23 protein-coding genes are annotated in these 22,136 nt (G+C 45.8%); 7 read left to right on the top strand and 16 right to left on the bottom strand.

From position 1 onward, the window contains the following. Nucleotides 1-10: 10 nt before the first annotated feature. Both lptB and AC3A14_RS13105 read left to right on the top strand, forming a co-directional pair. On the top strand, nucleotides 11-739 hold the full coding sequence (gene lptB / locus AC3A14_RS13110) for an LPS export ABC transporter ATP-binding protein (protein WP_413039113.1): 729 nt from the start codon (nucleotides 11-13) through the stop codon (nucleotides 737-739). Nucleotides 740-766: 27 nt separating this feature from the next. After that, nucleotides 767-1,948 (top strand): LptF/LptG family permease, encoded by a 1,182-nt coding sequence (locus AC3A14_RS13105; RefSeq protein WP_318698208.1) that lies wholly within the window; start codon nucleotides 767-769, stop codon nucleotides 1,946-1,948. Nucleotides 1,949-2,044: 96 nt separating this feature from the next. Here the strand turns inward: AC3A14_RS13105 and AC3A14_RS13100 are convergent, their stop codons facing one another. Further along, nucleotides 2,045-2,392, bottom strand: a complete 348-nt coding sequence (locus AC3A14_RS13100) for a hypothetical protein (protein ID WP_318733083.1) — start codon at nucleotides 2,390-2,392, stop codon at nucleotides 2,045-2,047. Nucleotides 2,393-2,666: 274 nt separating this feature from the next. Then, nucleotides 2,667-4,040 carry a hormogonium tapered terminus morphoprotein TftA gene (gene tftA, locus AC3A14_RS13095; RefSeq protein ID WP_318733082.1) on the bottom strand — a complete coding sequence of 458 codons (1,374 nt, stop codon included), beginning with the start codon at nucleotides 4,038-4,040 and terminating at the stop codon, nucleotides 2,667-2,669. A 52-nt stretch (nucleotides 4,041-4,092) separates the two neighbouring features. On the opposite strand from tftA, the gene dnaG reads away from it, so the two are divergent. Further along, a complete protein-coding gene (gene dnaG, locus AC3A14_RS13090; protein WP_318733081.1) occupies nucleotides 4,093-6,018 on the top strand; it encodes a DNA primase in 1,926 nt (641 codons plus the stop codon). 23 nt (nucleotides 6,019-6,041) lie between these two features. Here the strand turns inward: dnaG and thiS are convergent, their stop codons facing one another. Both thiS and AC3A14_RS13080 read right to left on the bottom strand, forming a co-directional pair. Further along, nucleotides 6,042-6,251 (bottom strand): sulfur carrier protein ThiS, encoded by a 210-nt coding sequence (gene thiS / locus AC3A14_RS13085; protein WP_318733080.1) that lies wholly within the window; start codon nucleotides 6,249-6,251, stop codon nucleotides 6,042-6,044. 9 nt (nucleotides 6,252-6,260) lie between these two features. Then, nucleotides 6,261-7,346, bottom strand: a complete 1,086-nt coding sequence (locus AC3A14_RS13080) for a thiamine phosphate synthase (protein ID WP_413039231.1) — start codon at nucleotides 7,344-7,346, stop codon at nucleotides 6,261-6,263. Between the two features lie 112 nt (nucleotides 7,347-7,458). On the opposite strand from AC3A14_RS13080, the gene AC3A14_RS13075 reads away from it, so the two are divergent. Then, nucleotides 7,459-7,596 (top strand): DUF29 family protein, encoded by a 138-nt coding sequence (locus AC3A14_RS13075; RefSeq protein ID WP_413039230.1) that lies wholly within the window; start codon nucleotides 7,459-7,461, stop codon nucleotides 7,594-7,596. On the opposite strand, the gene AC3A14_RS13070 is transcribed toward AC3A14_RS13075, so the two are convergent. The 8 genes from AC3A14_RS13070 to AC3A14_RS13035 all read right to left on the bottom strand — a co-directional run bounded on the left by AC3A14_RS13070 (nucleotide 7,562) and on the right by AC3A14_RS13035 (nucleotide 13,880). Next, nucleotides 7,562-7,906, bottom strand: coding sequence for a hypothetical protein (locus AC3A14_RS13070; RefSeq protein WP_318733078.1), 345 nt, complete (start codon nucleotides 7,904-7,906; stop codon nucleotides 7,562-7,564). The two genes, AC3A14_RS13075 and AC3A14_RS13070, sit on opposite strands and share 35 nt — an antisense overlap. A 410-nt stretch (nucleotides 7,907-8,316) precedes the next feature. Next, nucleotides 8,317-9,177 (bottom strand): glutathione-dependent disulfide-bond oxidoreductase, encoded by an 861-nt coding sequence (gene yghU, locus AC3A14_RS13065; protein ID WP_318733077.1) that lies wholly within the window; start codon nucleotides 9,175-9,177, stop codon nucleotides 8,317-8,319. A 22-nt stretch (nucleotides 9,178-9,199) separates the two neighbouring features. Continuing rightward, nucleotides 9,200-9,940 (bottom strand): beta-carboxysome assembly protein CcmO, encoded by a 741-nt coding sequence (gene ccmO / locus AC3A14_RS13060; protein ID WP_318700410.1) that lies wholly within the window; start codon nucleotides 9,938-9,940, stop codon nucleotides 9,200-9,202. 80 nt (nucleotides 9,941-10,020) lie between these two features. Then, nucleotides 10,021-10,758, bottom strand: coding sequence for a beta-carboxysome scaffolding protein CcmN (gene ccmN / locus AC3A14_RS13055; protein ID WP_318733076.1), 738 nt, complete (start codon nucleotides 10,756-10,758; stop codon nucleotides 10,021-10,023). A 234-nt stretch (nucleotides 10,759-10,992) separates the two neighbouring features. Beyond that, a complete protein-coding gene (gene ccmM / locus AC3A14_RS13050; RefSeq protein ID WP_318700412.1) occupies nucleotides 10,993-12,642 on the bottom strand; it encodes a beta-carboxysome scaffolding protein CcmM in 1,650 nt (549 codons plus the stop codon). 162 nt (nucleotides 12,643-12,804) lie between these two features. After that, a complete protein-coding gene (gene ccmL, locus AC3A14_RS13045) occupies nucleotides 12,805-13,107 on the bottom strand; it encodes a beta-carboxysome shell vertex protein CcmL (RefSeq protein ID WP_271940154.1) in 303 nt (100 codons plus the stop codon). Between the two features lie 18 nt (nucleotides 13,108-13,125). Continuing rightward, the gene (locus AC3A14_RS13040; protein WP_318700413.1) at nucleotides 13,126-13,464 is read right to left on the bottom strand and encodes a carbon dioxide-concentrating mechanism protein CcmK; all 339 of its coding nucleotides are present in this window, start codon (nucleotides 13,462-13,464) and stop codon (nucleotides 13,126-13,128) included. 104 nt (nucleotides 13,465-13,568) lie between these two features. Continuing rightward, nucleotides 13,569-13,880, bottom strand: a complete 312-nt coding sequence (locus tag AC3A14_RS13035; RefSeq protein WP_318700414.1) for a carbon dioxide-concentrating mechanism protein CcmK — start codon at nucleotides 13,878-13,880, stop codon at nucleotides 13,569-13,571. A gap of 456 nt (nucleotides 13,881-14,336) precedes the next feature. Between AC3A14_RS13035 and AC3A14_RS13030 the strand changes: the two genes are divergently transcribed. Then, on the top strand, nucleotides 14,337-16,181 hold the full coding sequence (locus tag AC3A14_RS13030) for an NAD(P)H-quinone oxidoreductase subunit F (protein WP_318733075.1): 1,845 nt from the start codon (nucleotides 14,337-14,339) through the stop codon (nucleotides 16,179-16,181). Between the two features lie 115 nt (nucleotides 16,182-16,296). Here the strand turns inward: AC3A14_RS13030 and AC3A14_RS13025 are convergent, their stop codons facing one another. Continuing rightward, a complete protein-coding gene (locus AC3A14_RS13025; protein ID WP_487779019.1) occupies nucleotides 16,297-18,204 on the bottom strand; it encodes an ATP-binding protein in 1,908 nt (635 codons plus the stop codon). A 341-nt stretch (nucleotides 18,205-18,545) separates the two neighbouring features. Next, nucleotides 18,546-19,070 carry an alpha/beta hydrolase gene (locus AC3A14_RS13020; protein WP_318733073.1) on the bottom strand — a complete coding sequence of 175 codons (525 nt, stop codon included), beginning with the start codon at nucleotides 19,068-19,070 and terminating at the stop codon, nucleotides 18,546-18,548. A gap of 97 nt (nucleotides 19,071-19,167) precedes the next feature. Between AC3A14_RS13020 and pip the strand changes: the two genes are divergently transcribed. Continuing rightward, nucleotides 19,168-20,112, top strand: coding sequence for a prolyl aminopeptidase (pip, locus tag AC3A14_RS13015; RefSeq protein WP_318733072.1), 945 nt, complete (start codon nucleotides 19,168-19,170; stop codon nucleotides 20,110-20,112). 10 nt (nucleotides 20,113-20,122) lie between these two features. On the opposite strand, the gene AC3A14_RS13010 is transcribed toward pip, so the two are convergent. Then, nucleotides 20,123-20,566, bottom strand: coding sequence for a DMT family transporter (locus AC3A14_RS13010; protein WP_318699175.1), 444 nt, complete (start codon nucleotides 20,564-20,566; stop codon nucleotides 20,123-20,125). A gap of 24 nt (nucleotides 20,567-20,590) precedes the next feature. Further along, the gene (locus AC3A14_RS13005) at nucleotides 20,591-21,178 is read right to left on the bottom strand and encodes a glyoxalase-like domain protein (RefSeq protein ID WP_318733071.1); all 588 of its coding nucleotides are present in this window, start codon (nucleotides 21,176-21,178) and stop codon (nucleotides 20,591-20,593) included. A 110-nt stretch (nucleotides 21,179-21,288) separates the two neighbouring features. Between AC3A14_RS13005 and AC3A14_RS13000 the strand changes: the two genes are divergently transcribed. Then, complete coding sequence (locus AC3A14_RS13000) at nucleotides 21,289-22,083, top strand: pantothenate kinase (protein WP_487779018.1); 795 nt, start codon at nucleotides 21,289-21,291, stop codon at nucleotides 22,081-22,083. Nucleotides 22,084-22,136 lie beyond the last annotated feature (53 nt).

The following is a 22,136-nucleotide window of genomic DNA, read 5'->3' as shown; positions in this document are numbered from 1 at the left end:
GGCAAATATTGTGAAGTTGGTATTGGATAACGTTCATAAATCCTATGGACAACGAACGGTGGTTAATCGCGTCTATCTCTCCGTGGCACAAGGAGAAGTTGTGGGATTACTTGGGCCCAATGGAGCTGGAAAAACCACCACCTTTTATATGGGAACCGGCTTAGAAAAACCCAGTCAAGGTAAAATTTGGCTCGGCGATCGCGATATTACCGCCCTCTCTATTTCCGAACGCGCTAAACTCGGTATTGGCTATTTGCCTCAAGAGGCGAGTATTTTTCGCTATCTCACCGTGCGTGAGAATATTTTACTGGTTTTGGAACAAACCCAAGTCCCGCGCCGGGAATGGCACTGGCGCACGGAACAACTCCTCGAAGAATTTCGTCTACAAACCGTTGCCCAGACTAAAGGGATTAAGGTTTCAGGAGGAGAACGCCGACGCACTGAATTAGCTAGAGTTCTAGCTGCGGGTAAAGATGGACCTAAATTTCTCTTTTTAGATGAACCTTTCGCTGGTGTCGATCCGATCGCCGTCTCCGAAATTCAAACCCTCGTCGCCAAGCTGCGCGATCGCCATTTGGGAATTGTGATCACCGATCACAACGTCCGCGAAACCCTCGCCATTACCGATCGAGCCTACATCATGCGCGATGGGGAAATCCTTGCCTCTGGTAATGCGGAAGAACTCTATGAAGATCCCAGAGTGCGACAATATTATTTAGGTGATAATTTCCAACGGTAACCTCATCCTTAACTCCTAACCGCCTATATGACTTCAAGCGTTTCTCAGGAAGACATCAAACTCCAACGCCCCAAATTTTCCCTCGTTTCCGTTATGGATCGGTATCTGATCCAGGAACTGATTTTCCCGTTTCTCTTTGGACTCGGAGCCTTTACTTCCGTAGGAGTGGCGATCGGTACCGTCTTCGATCTCGTCCGCCAAGTGAGTGAAGCCGGACTGCCTGTGGCGATCGCCCTCAAAGTCTTTTTTCTCCAACTACCCTACTTCATCTCCTTCGCCATCCCGACTGCCCTCCTTCTCGGGTGCATCATCGCCTACAGTCGCCTCTCCAGCGACAGCGAATTGATCGCCCTGCGCAGTTGTGGAGTAAGCCTCTACCGTCTCCTGCTTCCCACCCTCATCTTTAGTATCTTTCTCACGGGTATTACCTTCACCTTCAATGAACTCGTTGTTCCTGCTGCCAAACGAGAAGCCACCCTCACCCTAGAGCGAGCGCTCAAACAGGAAACGCCCCTACAAGAGGCGATGAACATCTTTTATCCCGAATACCAGCGCAAAGAACTCGCTGATGGGAAAAGAGTACGTGTTTTAACCCGCCTCTTCTATGCCGAATTTTTCGATGGCAAAGAAATGAAAGGACTGACTATCCTCGACAGATCCCAATCCCAATTTAAACAAATCATCATCTCCGAAGCCGCCTCCTGGAACCAAGATGAAAGTACTTGGGACTTCTTCAACGGCACGATCTACGTCGTCGATCAATCCGGCTCCTTCAAAAATATCGTCAAATTCGATCGCCAACAACTCAAACTTCCCCGCGCTCCCCTCGATCTCGCTTCCATTGGGACGAACTATGAAGAAATGAACATTGCCCAATCCCTCAACTACCTAGAAATTGTTAAAACGAGTGGCGATCAAAAGCAAATTCGCAAACTGCAAATCCGCATTCAACAGCGTTTCGCCATTCCTTTCGCCTGTATTGCCTTTGGCTTAATGGGGGCTGCCCTAGGGACTCGTCCCCAACGCACGGCTGGACGAGCCACCGGTTTCGGCATAAGCGTTTTAATTATCTTTAGCTACTATCTCCTGATGTCTGTGGGCGATGCTCTTGGCTTAAGTGGAGCTATACCTACAGCGATCGCTGGATGGTTACCCACCCTATCCGCCTTCAGTGTAGGGGTTCTACTCCTCTGGCGAGTTGTCCGCTAGGGAAGGGGAGATGGGAGGATGTAGGGACGCAAAGACACAGAAATACCGGAAAATGAAAATAGTCTATTCCCTATTTCCTAGCGCGTAGCACTAGAGTTAAGCCACAGAAGATTGATTAGATTCTACTTCTGCTGCTTCTAAACTGATTGCCTTAGTTTTCTGTCCTTGATAGCGGTAGGAATAATAACCATGGAAAGCAGCATTGATCATTTCTCTTTGATCTGAAAGAGATAATTGAGCCGATTGTACCGAAAACCGCTTAAACCAATCTAACAGCGCTCTTTCATCTTCGGTTATATGACCATCATCATGTAAGCAAGCCATATACAGCAATGTTGTATCTGGACTGAGCAAACTGTCAATCATCATGTGATAGGGCGCTTTAGATGCTTTAAATTTACACCCAAGAATTTCTAGTTTTTTTTTGTCTTCAATACTTAACATGTTTATACCTCTATTGAGTTATGTTGCACCTGGATTGAGCAATCTTACAGATTGTTAATTTTTGTGTTACTTTAGCAATTTAACTTTGTGAAAATTGTGTTATTCACTACTATTTAAGTCAATATTTCATCCAAGTGTTATGATCTCTTGAATGATTCAATTATCGTGATTCATTGCGGTATCTCCCTATTTGTTTCTGTATTCTTAATCTTCCTGAAATATTTGTGAAAACCCCTTAGAATTCTATGTAATTAAATCTATTTTTGTCTGTGATTTAAATCAAGCCAGCAGATTCATACAACCGACGCAAAATGGCTAGAATTCTCTGTCCATATTGGGGATCTGCTGACCAACGGCCACTGAGTTGACCTATTAAAGGAGCAATACCACGGGTAATAAATCGAAATCGGGGAGCCACTAATTCTTGGACTAAAGGTTCCGTACTCGCGTAGGCTTTGAGTTGTTGAATTTGTGCCCTTACACCGATCCGAGCGCTAGGAAAGGATGCACCCGCAGCATCCCCCCCCACATCCCCTAAACCGGCAAAATTATTCTGATTGGGTTGAATTTCTCCGCCAAATCTTAAGAACCCAGTTTCTAAACACATTTGGGCAAAGGCAATATCATAATTGACTCCTTCAATGCTTCCTTCCTCTCGGTAGAGACGAGGCAGATCGGGAAATTCTTGGAGTCCTTGTTCATCATTAGCCTTGAGGAACATCATCAGTTGAACTTCAGTTGTTTTACCGTGGCCCATAATCCGGTCTAGCTCACCAGGACAGAGCTTCAAAATCGATCGCAAAACGACAGTCCGAGTTGCGTTTTCCCAACTTACAGAAATGTTATAGTCTCGTAGTTCGATCGCCTTAATATAAACAACATTGCGATAATTAATCCGGCGTACATCGGGGTCTTGAGTTAAATCAAGGCCTAATTGGTCAACTAGATCAATGGGAATATAGGAGTTTCCGTTAATAATCATACCTTCTTCCCCATGAATTTGACCATTAATATTAATGTTGATGGGGGGATAGGTTGGGAATGACGGAGTGGGTGAAGGACTGGGCGCAGGACTCGGAGAAGGATTAACGCCACGATTCCAAGCCGATAGGCCATCCGCGATCCCCAAGGCCATATCCCGGCGACGATTTTGCAGGAGAGCGCGGTCTTCTGGGTTGGTAATTAATCCAACTTCCATGAACAGGGAGGGAATATAAATATTACGAATAAAAGCGAGTCTACCTAAACCACTATTACTATCGGATTTCGCGCCTCTGGTGGGGAGTTGGGGAACGCGACGCAACAGAGCTAAGAGCATTAATTCGGCATGGGGGCGACGTTCTTCGTTATTGGCGATGTAAAAGACGCTGGCTCCACGCACGGAAGGATTATAAAAGGCGTTAGCATGGATTTCGAGAGCAATATCTCCAGAGCGAGCGCGACTATTGATCCAAGTAATGGTTTGTGCCTCGCTGAGGTCATCGGGAACGCTGAGAACTTCGAGATTGCGCGATCGCAATTCAGCCACGACTAAATCTCGCAGTTGGATCATCTCCCGCGCTTCCGTGGTTCCTCCGGCGATCGCCCCTGGATCGCGCATTCCGTTTTCAAATCCTCCATGACCTGCCGATAGAAAGATTCGTCCCATAATGCTTTATATTCCCTATAAACTTTGAACATTATCCTTGGTTTTGTCAGCCATGAGTACCCCAAGACTCCATCCAGATACGATCGAAGAGATTAAGCAACGAGTTGATATTGTCGAACTGATCTCGGAACGGGTGGTTCTGAAGAAACGGGGACGGGAGTTTGTGGGGTTATGTCCGTTCCATGAAGAAAAAAGTCCTAGTTTTACCGTCAGTCCCACGAAGCAGATGTTTTATTGCTTTGGCTGTGGAACGGGGGGAAATGCGATTAGTTTCCTGAAACAGTTGGATACTCGCTCGTTTTCGGAGGTGGTACTGGATCTGGCACGACGCTATGAAGTCCCCATCCGCACGTTGGATGTGCAGGAACGGGAGGAGTTTCAGCGTCAATTATCTCTCCAGGAACAATTATATGAGGTGGTGGCGATCGCCGCTAGTTTTTTCCAACATGCCCTCCATCAACCAGAAGCACAGGAGGCCATGTCCTATCTGAAGGAGCAGCGAGGCTTATCTGAGGAGACGATCCAGGGGTTTGGGTTGGGATATGCACCGGCTGGATGGCAGACCTTATATCGCTATTTGGTGGAGCTTAAGGGCTATTCGGTGAAGGTCGTGGAGCAAGCGGGGTTGGCGATCGAGCGCAAGTCGGGAGCGAGTTATTATGACCGCTTTCGCGATCGCCTGATGATTCCGATTAACGATGTTCAGGGACGGGTAGTAGGGTTTGGGGGGCGATCGCTCGGCGAGGCGCAACCCAAGTATCTCAACTCTCCAGAAACGCCGATTTTTGATAAGGGCAATCTATTATTTGGCTTAGATCGGGCCAAAAAAGCCATTTCTAAACAGGATCGGGCGATCGTAGTTGAGGGCTATTTTGATGCGATCGCCCTCCATGCCGCCGGTATTTCCGAAGTTGTTGCCTCTCTGGGAACTGCCTTAAGTGCATCCCAGGTAAAAAAACTGGTGCGCTATACGCCCTCTAAATCTATTGTCCTCAATTTTGATGCTGACCAAGCCGGAACCACTGCCACGGAACGGGCGATTTCTGAAATTTCCGATTTGGTTTATCACGGCCAAATTCAACTGAGAATCCTGAATCTTCCCCAAGGCAAAGATGCCGATGAATTCCTGAAATCTGCCGGGAGTCCGCAACCCTATTTAGACTTAGTTCAACAAGCTCCTTTATGGCTCGATTGGAAAATTGAACAAACCTTAAAGGGAAAAGACCTCAAAGCGGCCGATCGCTTTCAACAGGTTGCTCAAGAATGGGTAAAACTCCTGAGTAAAATTGAAGATCCAACCACGCGCACCTACTACATTAATCTCTGTGCCGAATATCTCAGTCAAGGAAATAGCGATCGCCTCAAGTTCATTGCCGAAGACTTAGTCAAACAGATACAACGCCTACGCCGCACCCCCAAAACCAAGACCGATCCCAAAATTCCCAAAATTGAGGTTAAGATTACCCCAGAAGATCGCTTGCTGTTCGAGACAGAGAGCCTGATTTTACGCATTTATCTCCATGCACCGGAGGCAAGAGAGTATTTTTTGCAGATTATGGGCGATTGCAATCTCCTATTCCAATGTGCCCCCCATCGGTTTCTCTGGTCGCAGATTGAAAGTTTACGGGAAACTTTACCCGTAGATTCTCCAGATTTAGTCTCTAAACTGCAAGATGGAGTTGGGCAATTTCCCAATTATAGCGAGCAATTCCATCCCTTAATCTATTTGCAAGAAAAGCATATTCGGGATATTCAAAAACCTATTTTATCCATTAACAAAGCAGCCTTAACTTTAGAGCAAATTTTGTGTAGTAAGCGCAGAAGTTACGCTGCCGAGCGCTTGGCCAAAATAGATCCTAAACTCGATCGGCGAGGTTATGAATATTTTACGGAGCAGTTAGTTTATAATAAGCAACGAGAAAAAGAATGCGAGCGCCTACGGGGTGCCACAGTTACTGAATTGGTCGGCAGGAGTTGAGGAAGTAAGGGGACTCCATCCCCCTATCCTCCACCCACAATGGTAACGATTTCCAGGCGATCGCCCTCTTTCATCTCAGTGGTATCCCAAAACTGGCGATGGAGAATTTCGCCGTTGTATTCCACGGCTACCAAGCGCGGATTTAAGTCTATGGACTCTAAGAACTGGGGCAAACTCATACCTGTAGCACAAGTTTGGCATTCCCCATTCACCTGTAAGGTTACGTCTGTCATACTTAACCTCTACCCCCTCGCTGCTTGAGGATTTTGAATCGCTTTCATCGTTTCCATCCGGATCAATTGGGAGAGGAAATATTGGGTCACCAGTGTGGGTTGTTCTGCTTCCACGATCGCTCGCACGACAGCAATACGATTCGCACCTGACTCTAGCACCTCATTAAAATTATTCACATCGATGCCACCGATCGCAAACCAAGGAATGGGACAATGTTGGGCTGCATAGCGCACGTAATCATAGCCAGCAGCCGCTTTATTCGGTTTCGTTGGAGTGGCAAACACCGGCCCCACACCCACATAATCTGCTCCTTCGGCGATCGCCCGTTTCATCTCTTCCGGGTTCGTCGTCGAACGACCAATAATTTTCTGGGGCCCCAAAATTTCCCGCGCTACAGCAATGGGAAGATCCTGTTGTCCCAAATGAACCCCATCGGCATCGACAGCCAACGCCAAATCTACGCGGTCATTAATCAAGAACAGAGCGCCATAGCGATCGCATAATTGCCGCAACTTCTGAGCCAAAACCAGACGCTCCCCATCCTCTGTATTCTTATCCCGATATTGAATCAGTTTCAGCCCGCCTTGCAAAGCCGCTTCGGCCACCTCCAACAGTTCCGGCATGGGAGAAGTCACCAAATACAACTGCGCCTCTAAAAGCTGCTGATGGCGACCATAGGCCATTAATTGGCTCTCCAGAGTATACACCCGGTAGCGCATTTGCTTACACACTCGGCCCATTTGCCGATCTTCGAGCTTGCCATACTCCTCTAGAACTCGCAGTGCCTCCTCAACCCGACATAAATTGGCCTGGAGCAACTGATGAATCGTTCCTCGATACTCCTCCCGTTCGTGGGTTAACTGGGTTCCCGGATCGTCTGGCGTATTCCGAGCTGCCCGAATTTCTGCCGTATGCCATTGAGCCAACTCCTGGCGCAACCGCTTACACTCCTGGGTCAGATCTGGGTTATTCAACCCAAACCGACACCATTCCTCAATAATCCGCAATCCTTCCCTGGCGCGGTCTAGATTGGCATCTAAAATGCGATAGATAACAGATTTTCCCATAACTTGACCGTTGTATAGCTCCGCCATTACCCCGTTTTGATCGTTCACCATTAGGATATCCTGCCATATAGCGCGAAGCGCTGGTAATAGGTAATCTCAAGTCTGGATAATCAATGCCTTTTCATTTACCTCACAGTTCTTGCGCGATCGCCAACTGGAGCGGATCGATCGGTCGCATCTGGCAGAAGAACTCGAAGATCTGGGCAAAAGTGAGAAACGGGCGATCGCTAGTCTTACCTCAACTAGGGAATCAGCTCGCATTCAAACATCCGATTAGCAATTTGTGGAGCAACACGATTAATAAATTCTTCGCGCACTTGTGGATTGCTCCGCAGCATTTCTATTGCTTTCTTTTGCAATGCTGCTTCCGGACCTGTAGCCTGACTCGGATCGGTAGACTTGATTTGTGATAAATCTTCGCAAGAGGAATTTACGAATTTTTGGGTAACTAGATTTGTCGCCACATCCATTAACATTTCTTGAGAGGGTTGAGGCTGGGATAATGATGCACAACCATAGAGCAGAGCAAAGGTAGAGACCCCACTAAAGATGAGCAAAGACAAATGCTGTTTCAATTCGACTTTCATGGCGATCTCCTCTATACATATATCGAAAATACTATCGTAAAGCACTGTAAAGGCAGATGCCAAAGAGGATGCGATCTTGCTCTGTCTGGAACCCGACCTCAATGTCATTACAAGAGCAACTGGAGATCGTGGCATATGACCGAGAAATTCAACCAGAGGTTGCCACTATCAATCGCGAAATTTAATGAACTTGAATGGGATGGTTTAGCTCAAAGATAACGATTCAACCTGTGCTAGAGTAGCGAACAATGCAACAGCACAAGCGTTATGGAAGCTTTAACCGATCTTTTTCTTCTCTCGGATCTCTACGATCGCGACTATTGGCCAGAGAATGAGGTATAGAGATGTTTTGCAGACAATTGGAAGCCCTGCCCATAGCGATCGCAAGTAAGGGTTCTGGCATTAAAACCCTAGGGCGAAGCACTCGGCGCTTCAAAATCACTCGCCGAGTGTCGCTCGTGGAGTTGCTCCTCTTCGGGACCCCATGTACGGTTGACCCTGCGTCCTCGTTGCACGGCTGGCCGGGAGGCAATTTCCTCCGCCCACGTCATGATATGGGTATAAGATTGTACGTCTAGAAACTCACCTGCATCGTAAAGTTTGCCCAATGTCAACGACCCATACCACGGCCAGATGGCGATATCAGCAATGGTATAATCCTCACCGCAAATATACTGCTTATCTGCTAACTGCCGGTTGAGGACATCAAGCTGACGCTTAGTCTCCATCGTAAACCGGTCAATGCAGTATTTAATTTTAGTCGGGGCATAACTATAAAAATGGCCAAACCCACCGCCAACATAGGGCGCTGAACCCATCTGCCAAAAGAGCCAGGATAGGCATTCTGTGCGTGCAGCAGCTTCAGTGGGTAAGAAGGCGGCAAATTTTTCCGCCAGATAGAGCAGGATAGACCCCGATTCAAAGACACGAGTTTCGGGGGTTGTGCTGTGGTCAACCAGAGCCGGAATCTTAGAATTGGGATTAATGGCGACAAAACCACTGCCAAACTGATCCCCCTCCTGAATTTTGATTGGGTAAGCATCGTACTCAGCTTCAGAAATACCCAGGGCTAACAATTCTTCGAGCAGAATCGTCACTTTTTGACCATTGGGGGTAGCCAGGGAATAGAGTTGCAGGGGATGATTGCCTACGGGTAATACTTTCTCATGGGTAGGGCCAGCAATGGGACGATTGATCTTTGACCAAGTTCCTCCAGTGTCGGTATCCGGTTGCCAGACTTGGGGAGGGGTGTAGGTTGATGGTGTATCCATGGGTTATCTTTAGAAGTTATGATTACTTTTCTTCAATTTTAAGGGGTACTTTTTCCAGCTCTGGTAACTTGACCAATTCTTCTTCCATTTCTTCCTGCTCGATGCTCACCGGTAACATCAAGGGTTCTGATTCTTCTTGTATCAAAGCACTGGCTACAGGTAGAATGTCTTCTAAGTCGTCTTGAGGTCTGGGAATGATATAAATGGCATGAAGTTCTCCAATTCGTTGAGCCTCATAGACTCCAGATTCAATGGCCATGGCTACATCAGCGACTGACCCTCGGATAATAGCGGTACAAAGTCCAGAACCAATAGTCTCAAAGGACATGAGTTCCACATTGGCTGATTTGAGCATGGCATCGGCCGCACCAACCATGGGGGGAAAGCCAACGGTTTCGAGTAATCCTACGGCTTGACGGCTATACCGGTTTTCTCGGTTATGAGCAGTCACTTCCATAAACTGGGGATTAATGGGAAAAATGACTTCCAGATTGGGTAAGGGTCTGGGAATGACACTACTGCTGACGAGTTGATCGAGGCCAAAGTCCTTGGCGGTTTCCGACCCATATTCTACTGCTAATCGAATATCTGCGATTCTTCCCCTGGCGATCGCCGTACAATATCCATTACCAATCTTTTCAATGCCCACCAAAACTACCTCTGCCGCCTTAATCATGGCATCGGCAACCGCAATTACAGCCGGAAAGCTCCGGGTTGACACCAAACCTAATGCACTTCCATTGAGAGTATCGAATCGACTCATGCTCTTGACTTGAGAGGGATATCCATCACCTGCACTCCTCTACTATTAGTATAGAGGCCCAATGGTGGAACTCCATCGATTTATTTACCATTATCCTCAGAAACTGGAGAATCTTGTATATTTCCATCCAATTGTTGACGATGGGGAAACAAGGTCGCCATTAACCGTTGCAGATGCTGCTGCCCATAAACTGGGGAATTGACCGATCCTGAAGTCGGGTCTTCTGTCGATGAATCTGTAGATGTTTGGTCTGAGTTAGGAGAATCTAAGTTACTCGTTGTACGAGTTGTGGGTGGATTGGCAATTAAATTACGAGCGATCGCCGAATGAATCGAAGCTTGAGTCGCCGAAGGATTAGATTGAGGCACTTCACCCGTAATTTTAGACTCTTGAGCTTGAGGTTTAACCTCTGGTTCAGGTTCAACTTCAGGTACAGACTCCACTGGCTCCTCCACCTGCTGATTCTCCGTTTCCGAACGTCCGCGATCGCCCAATAACGAACCCGGAGGAACCACCCGCTCTGACTCCACTGAGCAATTAAACACCGTTGAAACCGGTCCTATACAAGCCCTAGCGCCAATGGTTCCCGAACCCACCACTAAGACTCCTGCACCTAAGATTGCTCCTTCCTCAACCCTTAAGGTTCCCCCATCAGCATGGAGAACCACCCCCATACCAATACAAGCACCTGCCGCGATCGCAATCCGACTTTCAGGATTCGCGATCAGTGCCACACCAGGAGCTACCACCGCGCTAGGGTCAATGCTCACCTCCCCATCAATACAAGACTTTTGGTTATGAAGAGGTTGCCAAGGCATAACCGCCATAATACTATTGAACCTCATCGTTGCAGCACATTTCTAGATCGAACCTCAGTCCGAAATCCATTTCTTAGAGGAGAAAACCCTCCCCCATTTTTTCCGTCTGCTGATTCTCTTCAGTAAATTAGACCCCTTGCATAAGTTGATAGCCAGTCAATACTAATGCAGTCATCATCTATTTTTATGACCATTGCTAGCCTGACTTCTGCAAGAAGTCTATTAAATCAGGACTTACGGGCGTTGAATCACCGATTCAGCTACGCGCCGTTTCGCCGTCGTATCGATACCCAACATCCGTACATATTCCCCTGCATGTTCAGCCAGGCAAGCTTCCAAACCAGCGATCACATCTGACTCACGGCTCGATTCAATTGGGGTACAACTCTTCCAAGATCCCGTTTTATAGCGTCGTTTATCTGCATGTTCCGTACCAATCTTGTAGCCTTGGGCCAGCAAGGCACGCACTTGCTCGATCGCCTCAGCACTCAGTTTTCCAGAATCTACTGCTACCGAACTACTAGCGCGAGCTACTGGATCTGGAGAAGTAGCGATACTCGACGCACCATTACTACTCGGAGCCACCCTACCATCCGGTCGCTGAATCACTTCTTCTAAAACCCGGCGTTTAGCATTGGGGTCAACCGCAATCAAGCGTACATATTCCCCTTCACAATCTCTCAACACCGCTTCAATGCCATTCAAAACGGCTGTGGGACTGGTTCCCGTAATCGGAGCACCGGTAAGCCAGGAACTGGTACGGAAGCGTCGTTTATCCGCATGTTCCGTTGTAATGCGGTATCCTTGATTAACCAATTGTTTTACTTTTGAGTTCAAATCAGCAGCCACGCCTGCACCATTCGAGGATGAACCATTTTGACTTATTGGAACTCTTGAGGTGGCTGGAGTACTAGTGCTAGCAGTACCGGGTTGGTCACCTGGTTTTTGAACAATCGTTTCTAGGACACGCCGTTTTGCTTTTGGATCGATACCAATCAGGCGCACATACTCACCTCCATGCTCTGCCATACAAGATTCAACTGCTGACAATACGGCTGTAGTATTATTTGAATCGATTACCGGGCAGCTCTTCCAAGAGCTAGTCCGGAAACGGCGTTGATCGGCATACTCTGCCCCGATTTTATAGCCTTGGGCGAGTAACTGTTTAATTTGGGTTTCGGTTTCTGAATTAAGAGTTGTCATATTACTTTGGGTTTGACCATTACTAGAGTTGCCCAATGAGTCGCCCGATTCATGGCGAATGGGCGTAATACATTCGATATTGTCGGCACATCGATACCCAGCTCTGAGGGCATCATTAATGCCTACCACATGGCTGGCAAAAGCCACATCACCTTTTTGCACATCTGGCAGGCGATTGGCCTGCTGTTGATTGGTAATAATTGATCCAGAAGGCACATACTTACCTGGGGGAATTTCCACATCTTGGATCAAAGCGTGCATCATTACGATGCATCCGTGACCAATTCTGGCGTTGAAGACTGTAGAGCGGAAACCAATAAAACAATTATCTCCCACGTAGGCCGGCCCATGTACCAGGGCCATGTGGGTAATAGAAGAATGATTACCAATCCAAACGGAATATTTCTGGCCATCATCCCCAACCACTCGGCCTTCTTCTAGACCATGAATAACTACCCCATCTTGTACATTGGTATAATCTCCAATATAGAAAGGAGCGCCTTCATCAGCTCGGATAGACGTGCCGGGCGCTACTAAGACGTTCGTTCCAATATGGACATCACCAATTAGATTCGAGAAAGAGTGGACATAAGCACTACTATCAATTTGCGGTTCCGCTAAGTCCTTCGACCAAGGGGTGGGGGGAGCCGCACTGCTCCGTGTCTGGTTAAGCACAACCATAATAATGATTTTCCTCCTATAGCGATTTTGTCTCTGGTGTCATGGGGTTAATTGGGTCGAGTTTCGGATGTTATCCGACCTCAAAAGGGTTCTGATTGATTAAACTGAGATAGATACAATGCATACCGCCCTCGACCAACCCTGACCCTTGAGGACTGAACATTAATAGGTATCTTTTTTGCTATAGATTCGTGAATTTCCCACGGTTACCGTGTCAATAATTCCGACAACGGTTGCATCTATAGGACGATTTTGGGTTCCTTCAATTTGGCGAGCTGCACTACCACGACTCACCAGAACCCATTCATCTAACCCAGCTCCCACACTTGGATCTGCGGCTACCTCATATTCAGGAAGAAGGCGGCCTTGCTCATCTATCAACTGCAACAGCAAAAACTTAGACCCTCTAAGACTCGGATCTTTTTGGGTGCTAACGACTGTGCCACAAACTTTAGCAACTTGCATGGATCGAATATCAGATCCTTACGAACGACTTGACCGAATAGCATTAGTACTTTCGGCAAATTGTTGTACGTCTTCGGTGTAACGAATGGGGAGTACATACTCCAAGTTTTCGTGGGGACGAGCAATGATATGGGTAGAAAGGACTTTTCCTCCATTGACGCGCCTGATATTATCTACCCCAGCAGCAACAGAAGCTTGTACTTCCGATACATCGCCTCTAACAATCACGGTTACTCGACCACTACCAATTTTCTCATATCCAACCAGGGTGACGCGAGCGGCTTTTACCATTGCGTCGGCTGCTTCTACAACGGCAGGAAAACCTAGGGTTTCTACCATTCCAACTGCAATTGACATTGATTCAAAACTCCTAATGTTTTCAATGGAGATGGGTAAGTATGAGGGTGAAGTTGAGTAATAATTGCTAACTCAACTTCGTCCTGTTTTGGCTTTCAACGGTACTAGTAGCTTCGGAACTGCTCCACCGCTTCGGTATAACGGATGGGAAGAACATACTCTAGGTTTTCGTGGGGTCTGGCAATAATGTGAGTCGATAAAACTTCTCCTCCATCAACCCGCTTGGCGGATTCAATCCCCGCAGCTACTGAAGCTTGAACTTCCGATACATCTCCCCGGATAATGACGGTTACCCGACCACTCCCAATTTTTTCGTATCCAACAAGGGTCACACGAGCAGCTTTTACCATCGCGTCAGCAGCTTCGACGACGGCAGGAAAGCCTAATGTTTCTACCATTCCAACGGCTATGGGCATTGTTAATCTCCTGATCTGAAAAAGCGAAAGATAGCACTAGGACACCCAATTTTCCTAGGAAAGCAAAATAGTTTTTTGCTTCTCTATTAAGGATATGGGAAGCATGACTCTCCTGGCAATAGAATTAATCATAATAACCCTTGATTTGAGTAATTAACTTTTGTGATGCCTTAACAGAAATTAATTTTTTATTAAAAAACTTAAGATACAATGATAGACCAACTTAATTCACGAGATAAGATATGTAAATATACTTAATGTAGTTGGCAGGGGACAATTATTGTGCCAGTGATGAGCCACACGATCGCAACAGCATTTTGGGGTAGGCTAAGGGATGGGATCATCCCTTAGCTGTAAGGTAAGGCAGGTATCAAGAGTCTGCAAATGTCAAGAAACTCAGATTAAAAGTTTAACCAAATTATTAAAATACAGCCAATTAGACCATTAACGTAACCTATGTCTGAATATTTCCTAGAAACAAGTTGGTACATTCCATTCTATGGTTTGATCGGAGGCATTCTCACCTTGCCTTGGTCAACTCGGATGGTGCGTCGTACTGGGCCTAGACCAGCAGCCTACTTTAATCTGCTGATGACAGTTTTGGCCTTTGTGCATGGATTAATTGTCTTTAATCTGGTTTGGGATAGAGAACCTCATTTAATTGTTTTTCACTGGTTAAAGGTGATTGATATTGATTTTTCCCTAACCTTGACCATTTCTGCCGTGAGTTTAGGGGCAATGTCCTTAATTACGGGATTAAGTCTATTATCGCAACTCTACGCTCTGGGATATCTAGAAAAAGATTGGGCACTGGCACGTTTCTTTGCCATGATGGGCTTTTTTGAAGCAGCGATGAGTGGAATTGCCCTGAGTGACTCTCTCTTGCTGACCTATGGTTTACTGGAAATGTTGACCCTATCGACCTATCTCTTAGTGGGCTTTTGGTATGCCCAACCTTTGGTGGTTACGGCGGCAAGAGATGCATTTCTGACCAAGCGAGTGGGTGATATTTTATTACTCATGGGTTTGGTGGCTTTGGGAACAACCGCAGGAACCTTGGATTTCGATCGCCTCTATATCTGGGCTGAAACGGCTGAATTATCCCCCTGGTTTGCCACTCTCCTAGGGTTAGCTTTGATTGCAGGGCCAACAGGAAAATGTGCCCAGTTCCCCTTACATATGTGGTTAGATGAGGCCATGGAAGGGCCAAACCCGGCTTCGATTTTGAGGAATTCGGTAGTGGTAGCCTGTGGTGCTTATGTATTAATCAAGCTACAACCGATTTTAGCCCTCTCTCCAGTGGCTTCTGCTACGTTAGTCGTCATTGGTATTTTAACGGCGATCGGCTCGTCTTTGGTCGCCTTAGCACAAGTGGATATTAAACGCGCTCTATCGCACAGCACGAGCGCTTATTTGGGATTGGTATTTATTGCCGTGGGAACGCAGTGGACAGGCTTCGCGCTGATGCTACTGTTTGCCCATGCGATCGCCAAAGCCTTATTGTTTATGAGTATTGGTTCGATTATCCTCACCACCAATAGCCAAGACTTAACCGAGCTAGGGGGACTACAGTCGAAAATGCCAGTGACCACCACTTCATTTCTGGTTGGTAGTGCAGGTTTAGTCGGAATTTTACCCCTCGGTGGTTTTTGGGCTTTGCGCTTGGGTGCGGATAACTTTTGGTACTACGAACCTTGGTTATTGGTCGTCCTGCTCTTAGTCAATGCTTTGAGTGCCCTGAATTTAACACGCGTTTATCGCCTCGTCTTTGCTGGAGACACCCAACCCAAAAGCCGACGGGCACCTGAAGTGGCTTGGCCCATGGCTGTACCTATGGTGAGTTTAATCATCATTACCTTAGTCTGTCCCTGGCTCTTACATCAATTATCCCTAATTCCCAATTGGGGTTATGTTCACAAAATTACGGTTATTCTGGTGATTATGTCAGGTTTAGCCGGATGTCTAATTGGTGCCATCATTCCCCTACCCAGAACATTAGCTCGGTCAATTATCAAACCGCTTAAATTTATCCAAGATCTACTAGCGTATGATTTTTATATCGATCGCCTCTATCGCATGACCGTTGTCTTTGCTGTAGAACAATCAGCTCGACTTACTTCTTGGTTCGACCGCTATATCATTGATGGTTTAGTCAACCTCGTAGGTGTGGTTACCCTGTTTAGTGGAGAAGGTTTAAAGTATAGTTCAGTGGGGATTGGCCAACTTTATGTCCTGACCATTGTATTTAGCATTGGCTTTCTGGTTACACTAATGGGTTGGTTCGTCTATATACATCCTTAACAGCGCTTTGCGCTGGGGAATAGGGAATAGGGTTGTGGTACATGGAGAGAGAGGATTCAAGCTTGTGTTTCATAACGCAAGCAAAGTGCTGTATTACAGACACAGAGATGACTCCCTATTCCCTAGTACAAAGTGGTGTAACTGGAAGAGTTACCCGTACTTCTGTACCTTGTCCACTCTGAGAAAACAGGCGAATATCTCCATTATGCTGTTGAATAATTTGGTAACTAATGGATAATCCTAAACCGGTTCCCGAACCCACAGGTTTGGTTGTGAAAAAGGGATCAAATACTTGAGCTTGAATATCTTGGGGAATTCCCACGCCATTATCTATAATTATTACTTGCACTTGATCCTCATTTACGCAAACAGTAGAAAGCGTTAAATGAGGATGCTGAATCTCTGGATGCTCCTGGAAAGAATCTATAGCATTGACGATTAAATTCATCCAGACTTGATTGAGTTGGGCGGGATAGCACTCAACTGAGGGTAAAGTATGGTAGTTCTTAGTTACAGAAATCCCCGATCTCAAACGATGATCTAACATGACGAGGGTACTGTCTAAGCCTTCATGAAGATCGACGGTTTTTAAGTCTGATTCGTCTAAGCGCGAGAAATTTCTTAGGGAAATGACTAGATTTTTAATCCGTTCCGATCCTTGTTTCATCGAGTCAAGCATTTTGGGTAAATCTTGCTCTAGAAATGAGAGATCAATATCATGAATATAATTGACAATCTCTGAATTAGGCTGCGGATAATGTTTTTGATAAAGATATAAGAGTTCTAATAAATCCTGAATATAAATTTCGGTGTGGCGTAGGTTGCCATAAATAAAATTCACAGGATTATTGATTTCATGGGCGAGTCCAGCAACCATCTGACCCAAACTAGACATTTTTTCGGTTTGAATCAGTTGAGCTTGGGTGTTTCGCAGTTTGTCTAAGGTCTGGTTCAGTTGTTGATTTTTAGATCTCAGGCGAGTTTCTGACTTTTGTAATTTTTCAGCAATTTGTTGCCGTTGAATAATTTCGCTGTTGAGGATTTGGTTATTTTCTTCTAATTGATCATAGGTATGAATATAATCAAGGATCAGTCCGGTTAAAGGAACGAGATAAGCAATGATTTTGAGAAAGTGGGCGATATTAAAATGATTATCAAATAGGGCAGTGGAACCAAAGGCCATGTGGAGTTGGGTTGCCACATTAGGGATGGTGCTAATAATGAGGGCATGGGAAAACAGACTAGGATATTTTTGGTAGAACTGCGGATAAATCCAGAAACCACCGAGCAAAAATAGGATGAGAGGAATCAGATCCCAGGGCCGGGTGAAGAGAGTGCCAGGATACATGGTTTCTGGAAGGGTATTGCTGGTGGCGCAGAGGTAGATAATTTGGTAAGCAATGAGACCAAAGATGAAGCTGATAGCAATAACGACATGAAATTTACGTTGCCAACGTTGAGCGTTGGGGAGAAGTAAGAGGCTAACTCCAGCTAACGCAATGAGCACATTAAATAGACGGCAAATGGCCCAAGTGAAGGGGATAAGGTTGTGGTTATCAGCAACGGCTGGTATCAGGCGATCGGCTGCTAGGGTATGGAATGCATCCATGACCCCAGCAAAGAAGAGGGTGATTCCAAGAACAGGGGTGGTTACGTCTTGGTGAATTTTGAAGTGGGCAAAGGCCAGAACTACGGTAAATAGGGCTGCACAAAAAGCACTCCATTCCAAGATAGTATGGGTAAAACTTCCGGATAGGGTATGGTGTAGAGTATCGATCAGTTGGTTAGAAGTTAGGCTAGTTGCTGCTTCTAGATCGAGTTCTGGGGGATAAGTACCAAAATCTACTCCCATCAGGTTGAGAGTGATAGGAAGTAGGCAAATGCACAGTATAGCGATCGCCAGTTGACGAGGTAAATATAATGGTTGCTTTGAAGTTTGTCTTGGAAGAATAAGGGTCTGCGATCCCCAAACAAGCCGGAAAAATTGGCAAAGGGAATTAATGAGGAAATCGGTTTTAATCAAGGTTTCATCCTATCCTTGGACAATAATCAGGAACATTGAAGCTATCTGGTATTGATGATGTATCCTGTAACTTCTGAGTTATGCAACCATCAGCATGTCAGATTAAAATACAGAAAACCCTGACATTTGTCAAAGATAGGAGGGTGTAACAGTTGAGTATTAACAGTTACAGGACGTTCAGCTCAGAAATCTACTGCTACAAGATATTTTGATTGCATAATTAAATGCATACTCTAGATTACCAATGAGATTACGGGCAAGACAGTAGCTAGATTTACTAAATCTGGGTCGAAATTTGAAGAATACGTTAACATGGGGGCGATCGCTTCCATAGATTGCCCTTATTTGAATAAATCGATCAAAATTTGGGCAGGTTTAGCAAATCGATTCAATTCGTTGTAAGCTTCTATGAGCCGTGCCCCTTCAACTTCGATTTCCGGTGTTGGGTATTTTTGCAGGGTTTCCAATAATGTAATTTCGCCATCTTCACTAGCCGATAAAATTAAAGCAGCTCGGAGTGCTTGAGTATTTGCACCTTGGGAAGGTGTATGGACAATTTCCGCTACCCGATCCAGAATTTTACGCCCGATGGTGCTATTTAAAGCTCTATCGAGAAATACAACATCAACACTGATGGGTGCAGTTAACAGGGTACGAAAATCTTCAGGGTTTTGCCCGAGGGTTTGTAAGTTGCGTTGCAGAGCAGGAGTCATTTCTCCAGTTTCAGCAAACGTGGTTAATTCTGCGACAGAGAGAGATCGCCGAAAGACAGAATACTTAAAGACAACGCGCTCTGCCCCCCAACCTGGAAGGGAGATCAAGGGAGAGGTCAGAGCGATCGCAAAAATGGCTATCCAGGATTTCATCAGTACAATGGAATTAAAATCTAATCATTCAGGACAATTTCAGCCTGACTTTAGTTTCCATACTAATCCAATTCCCTAAGTTACCAATTACCATCGCATGAGAGAGCTTTATCCCCCCATTGAACCCTATAACCAAGACTATTTATCTGTCAGTGTCTTACATACCCTCTATTATGAACAATCGGGCAATCCAGAAGGCCCTCCTGTAGTGGTCTTACATGGGGGACCAGGAGGGGGATCTTTACCCGATTATCGCCGCTATTTTAATCCCCAGAAATGGCGTATTATTCTCTTCGATCAACGGGGATGCGGTAAAAGTACCCCCCATGCAGAATTACAAGATAATACCACCTGGGATTTAGTTGCCGATATTGAACGCTTACGCAGCCATTTAGGTCTCGAACAATGGGTTGTATTTGGTGGGAGTTGGGGGAGTACTCTATCTTTAGCCTACGCTCAAAGCCATCCAGAGCGCTGTCAAGGATTAATTCTGCGAGGCATCTTTTTATTGCGCTCCCAAGAATTAAACTGGCTGTATCAGGAAGGAGCCAGTTATATTTTCCCTGATGCTTGGGAAGAGTATGTTAAACCCATTCCACTCGAAGAGCAAGATGATTTTTTATCTGCGTATTATCGACGACTGACCAGTGATGACCTACAAGTCAGACGGGAAGCGGCTCAAGCCTGGTCAGTGTGGGAAGCGAGTACCAGCAAGCTCTTTCCGGATCTGAATTTAATGGAAAAGTTTGCTGATGATAGGTTTGCGGATGCTTTTGCTCGGATTGAATGCCATTATTTTATCAATCTCGGCTTTTTTGATAGTGAAGATTGGTTCTTTCAAAGTCTCGATCGCATTCGCCAGATCCCCACTGCCATTGTCCAAGGACGCTACGATCTCGTTTGTCCGATGAAAACGGCTTGGGAAGTCCATCGAGCTTGGCCGGAAGCTGAATTTCAGGTCATTGCTGATGCCGGTCATTCCATGGCAGAACCGGGTATCCGTAGTGCATTGATTGAAATTAGCGATCGCTTCCCAGTTTAGATCATTCACCTCATTTTTTCATAAACAAAATTGCACCCGCAAGCACCAGTCCTACCCCCAAATAACGGGATAAGGTCATCGGACGGGGGTCAAGTCCGATGCCGTAGCTATCCAACAGGGAACCGAGAAAAAATTGAATGGCTAAACTCAAGGAAAAAGTCGCCAAAAGACCGACCCGCGATACACAATAGGAAATACCACCCACAATCACTAAACCGCAGATTCCCGGCACAATAGCATATCCGGGTAAGAGGCCATAATTGTTCCAGCTATACCCTGCCAATACGGTACGCAATAGGGCGATCGCTAAAATGAGCAGCCCCCCTCCCGCATAGGTCATCACAATATTATCAAATACACCGATTTTCTGTTCTAAAATACCCATAACTTGAGCTTGAATCGTTACCGCAACTCCGACAGCAACGACGACCAATAAAGTGACGAATTGGGTCATAATGATCTTAAAATAGGGACAGGATTAATTAGAAATTTCCGTAATTTCAATTACACGATCGTGGAGGTCTTTCACCAAAAAATTCAAGGGTTTATTGCGGCGAATTTTATTCTTTACTCCTCGCAATTGTACCCGCATTAACACCTGTTCTAAACAATCGCGATCGAAACAAACATGGCGTTGGCGATCGTTATGGCCTAAACTTGCCCCAGAAATTACATGCAGTTGGGCATTTTTTTTCAATTGATACCACAGTCCTTCCGGGATATCTTTTTGCACCGTTTGCGTTATTCCTGGGGAGAGATAGAGCGGATCTAAACCTGTAGTTCCCAAGGTTTGCTCGTAATTATAATAATAATGAAGCGGTACATCGGCTTCTGGTAATTGCAGTAAATCTTCGTATAATGTTCTAGCAATCTCTAAGTCCGATACCATAATTGTATAGACTTTAGGAGCACTGGTGAGGAACATCCACATCGCTCCAGCATAGGCCATGAGCAACATTACCATAATTCCCTGAGTGGAAAAAAGGGAATCAATCGGTAAAAAAGAGAACAGAGATCCGAGTAAAGGGAAGGTGAAACCTGCGATCGATTGTGTTTCTAAGACCATGGACTCAAAATAAGGGCAATGTTATTTAAGAATAATGGCATAAATGGAAAAATGTCCCATTATGCCCATCATTCTAGCAACTTTGCGCTCAATCGGAAGGGGAGTTAACGGTGGTGTGGTTAGCATTGGTTATGGGAAACTCGCGATTTCATTGGGGATTAGGCGATCGCCACTCATTGCTCTCTTGCTGGAATACAGCCAGTTTATCCGTCAATGAAATAGAGAAAATCATCCCTGAACTAGAACAGGGAAGGATTCCAGAGCAGATCTTGGACGGATGTCCTCTCAAGGAGAAATTTTATTCAAGACTCTTTAATACTCTTCCCTTGTGGATTGCATCCGTAATCCCCGAAGTTACGCCCCTCTGGACATCCTATTCGCCAACCCATGTGATTGAGTTAGCAGATTTACCTCTGAAGGGCATGTACCCCACATTTGGCATCGATCGCGGTTTAGCGGTTGTTGGTGGGGGAGTAAAATGGGGATGGCCGGTATTAGTCATTGATGGAGGAACGGCATTAACCTTAACTGGAGCAGATAGCGATCGCCATTTAGTTGGTGGCGCAATTTTACCTGGATTAGGTTTGCAAACCCGTCTATTAGCCGAACATACCCGCACCTTACCCCAAATCAATCTATCTGAGCAACTGCCCAAACGCTGGAGTTTGGAGACGCAAGAGGCGATCGCCAGTGGTATTCTGTATACCGTCTTAGCTGGTTTGCGCGATTTTATTCAAAATTGGCACAACCACTATCCCCAAAGTCCTATTCTTCTCACAGGTGGGGACGGCGAATTACTCACGAAAGTCCTGATCCAACAGTTTCCTCAATTGTACTCTCATCTTCATTTTGACCCCGATTTAATCTTTTTAGGGATACGGTGTAGCATGAGCCAAAAAATCTGATACAGCGCGAAGCGCTGCTATGAGGTACATTGTTGATCGTAGATTCGAGTTGT

It is taken from the genome of Roseofilum sp., from assembly GCF_982964205.1.
The sequence above is the reverse complement of the archived record's forward strand: the minus strand, read 5'-3'. Positions and strand labels throughout refer to the sequence as shown.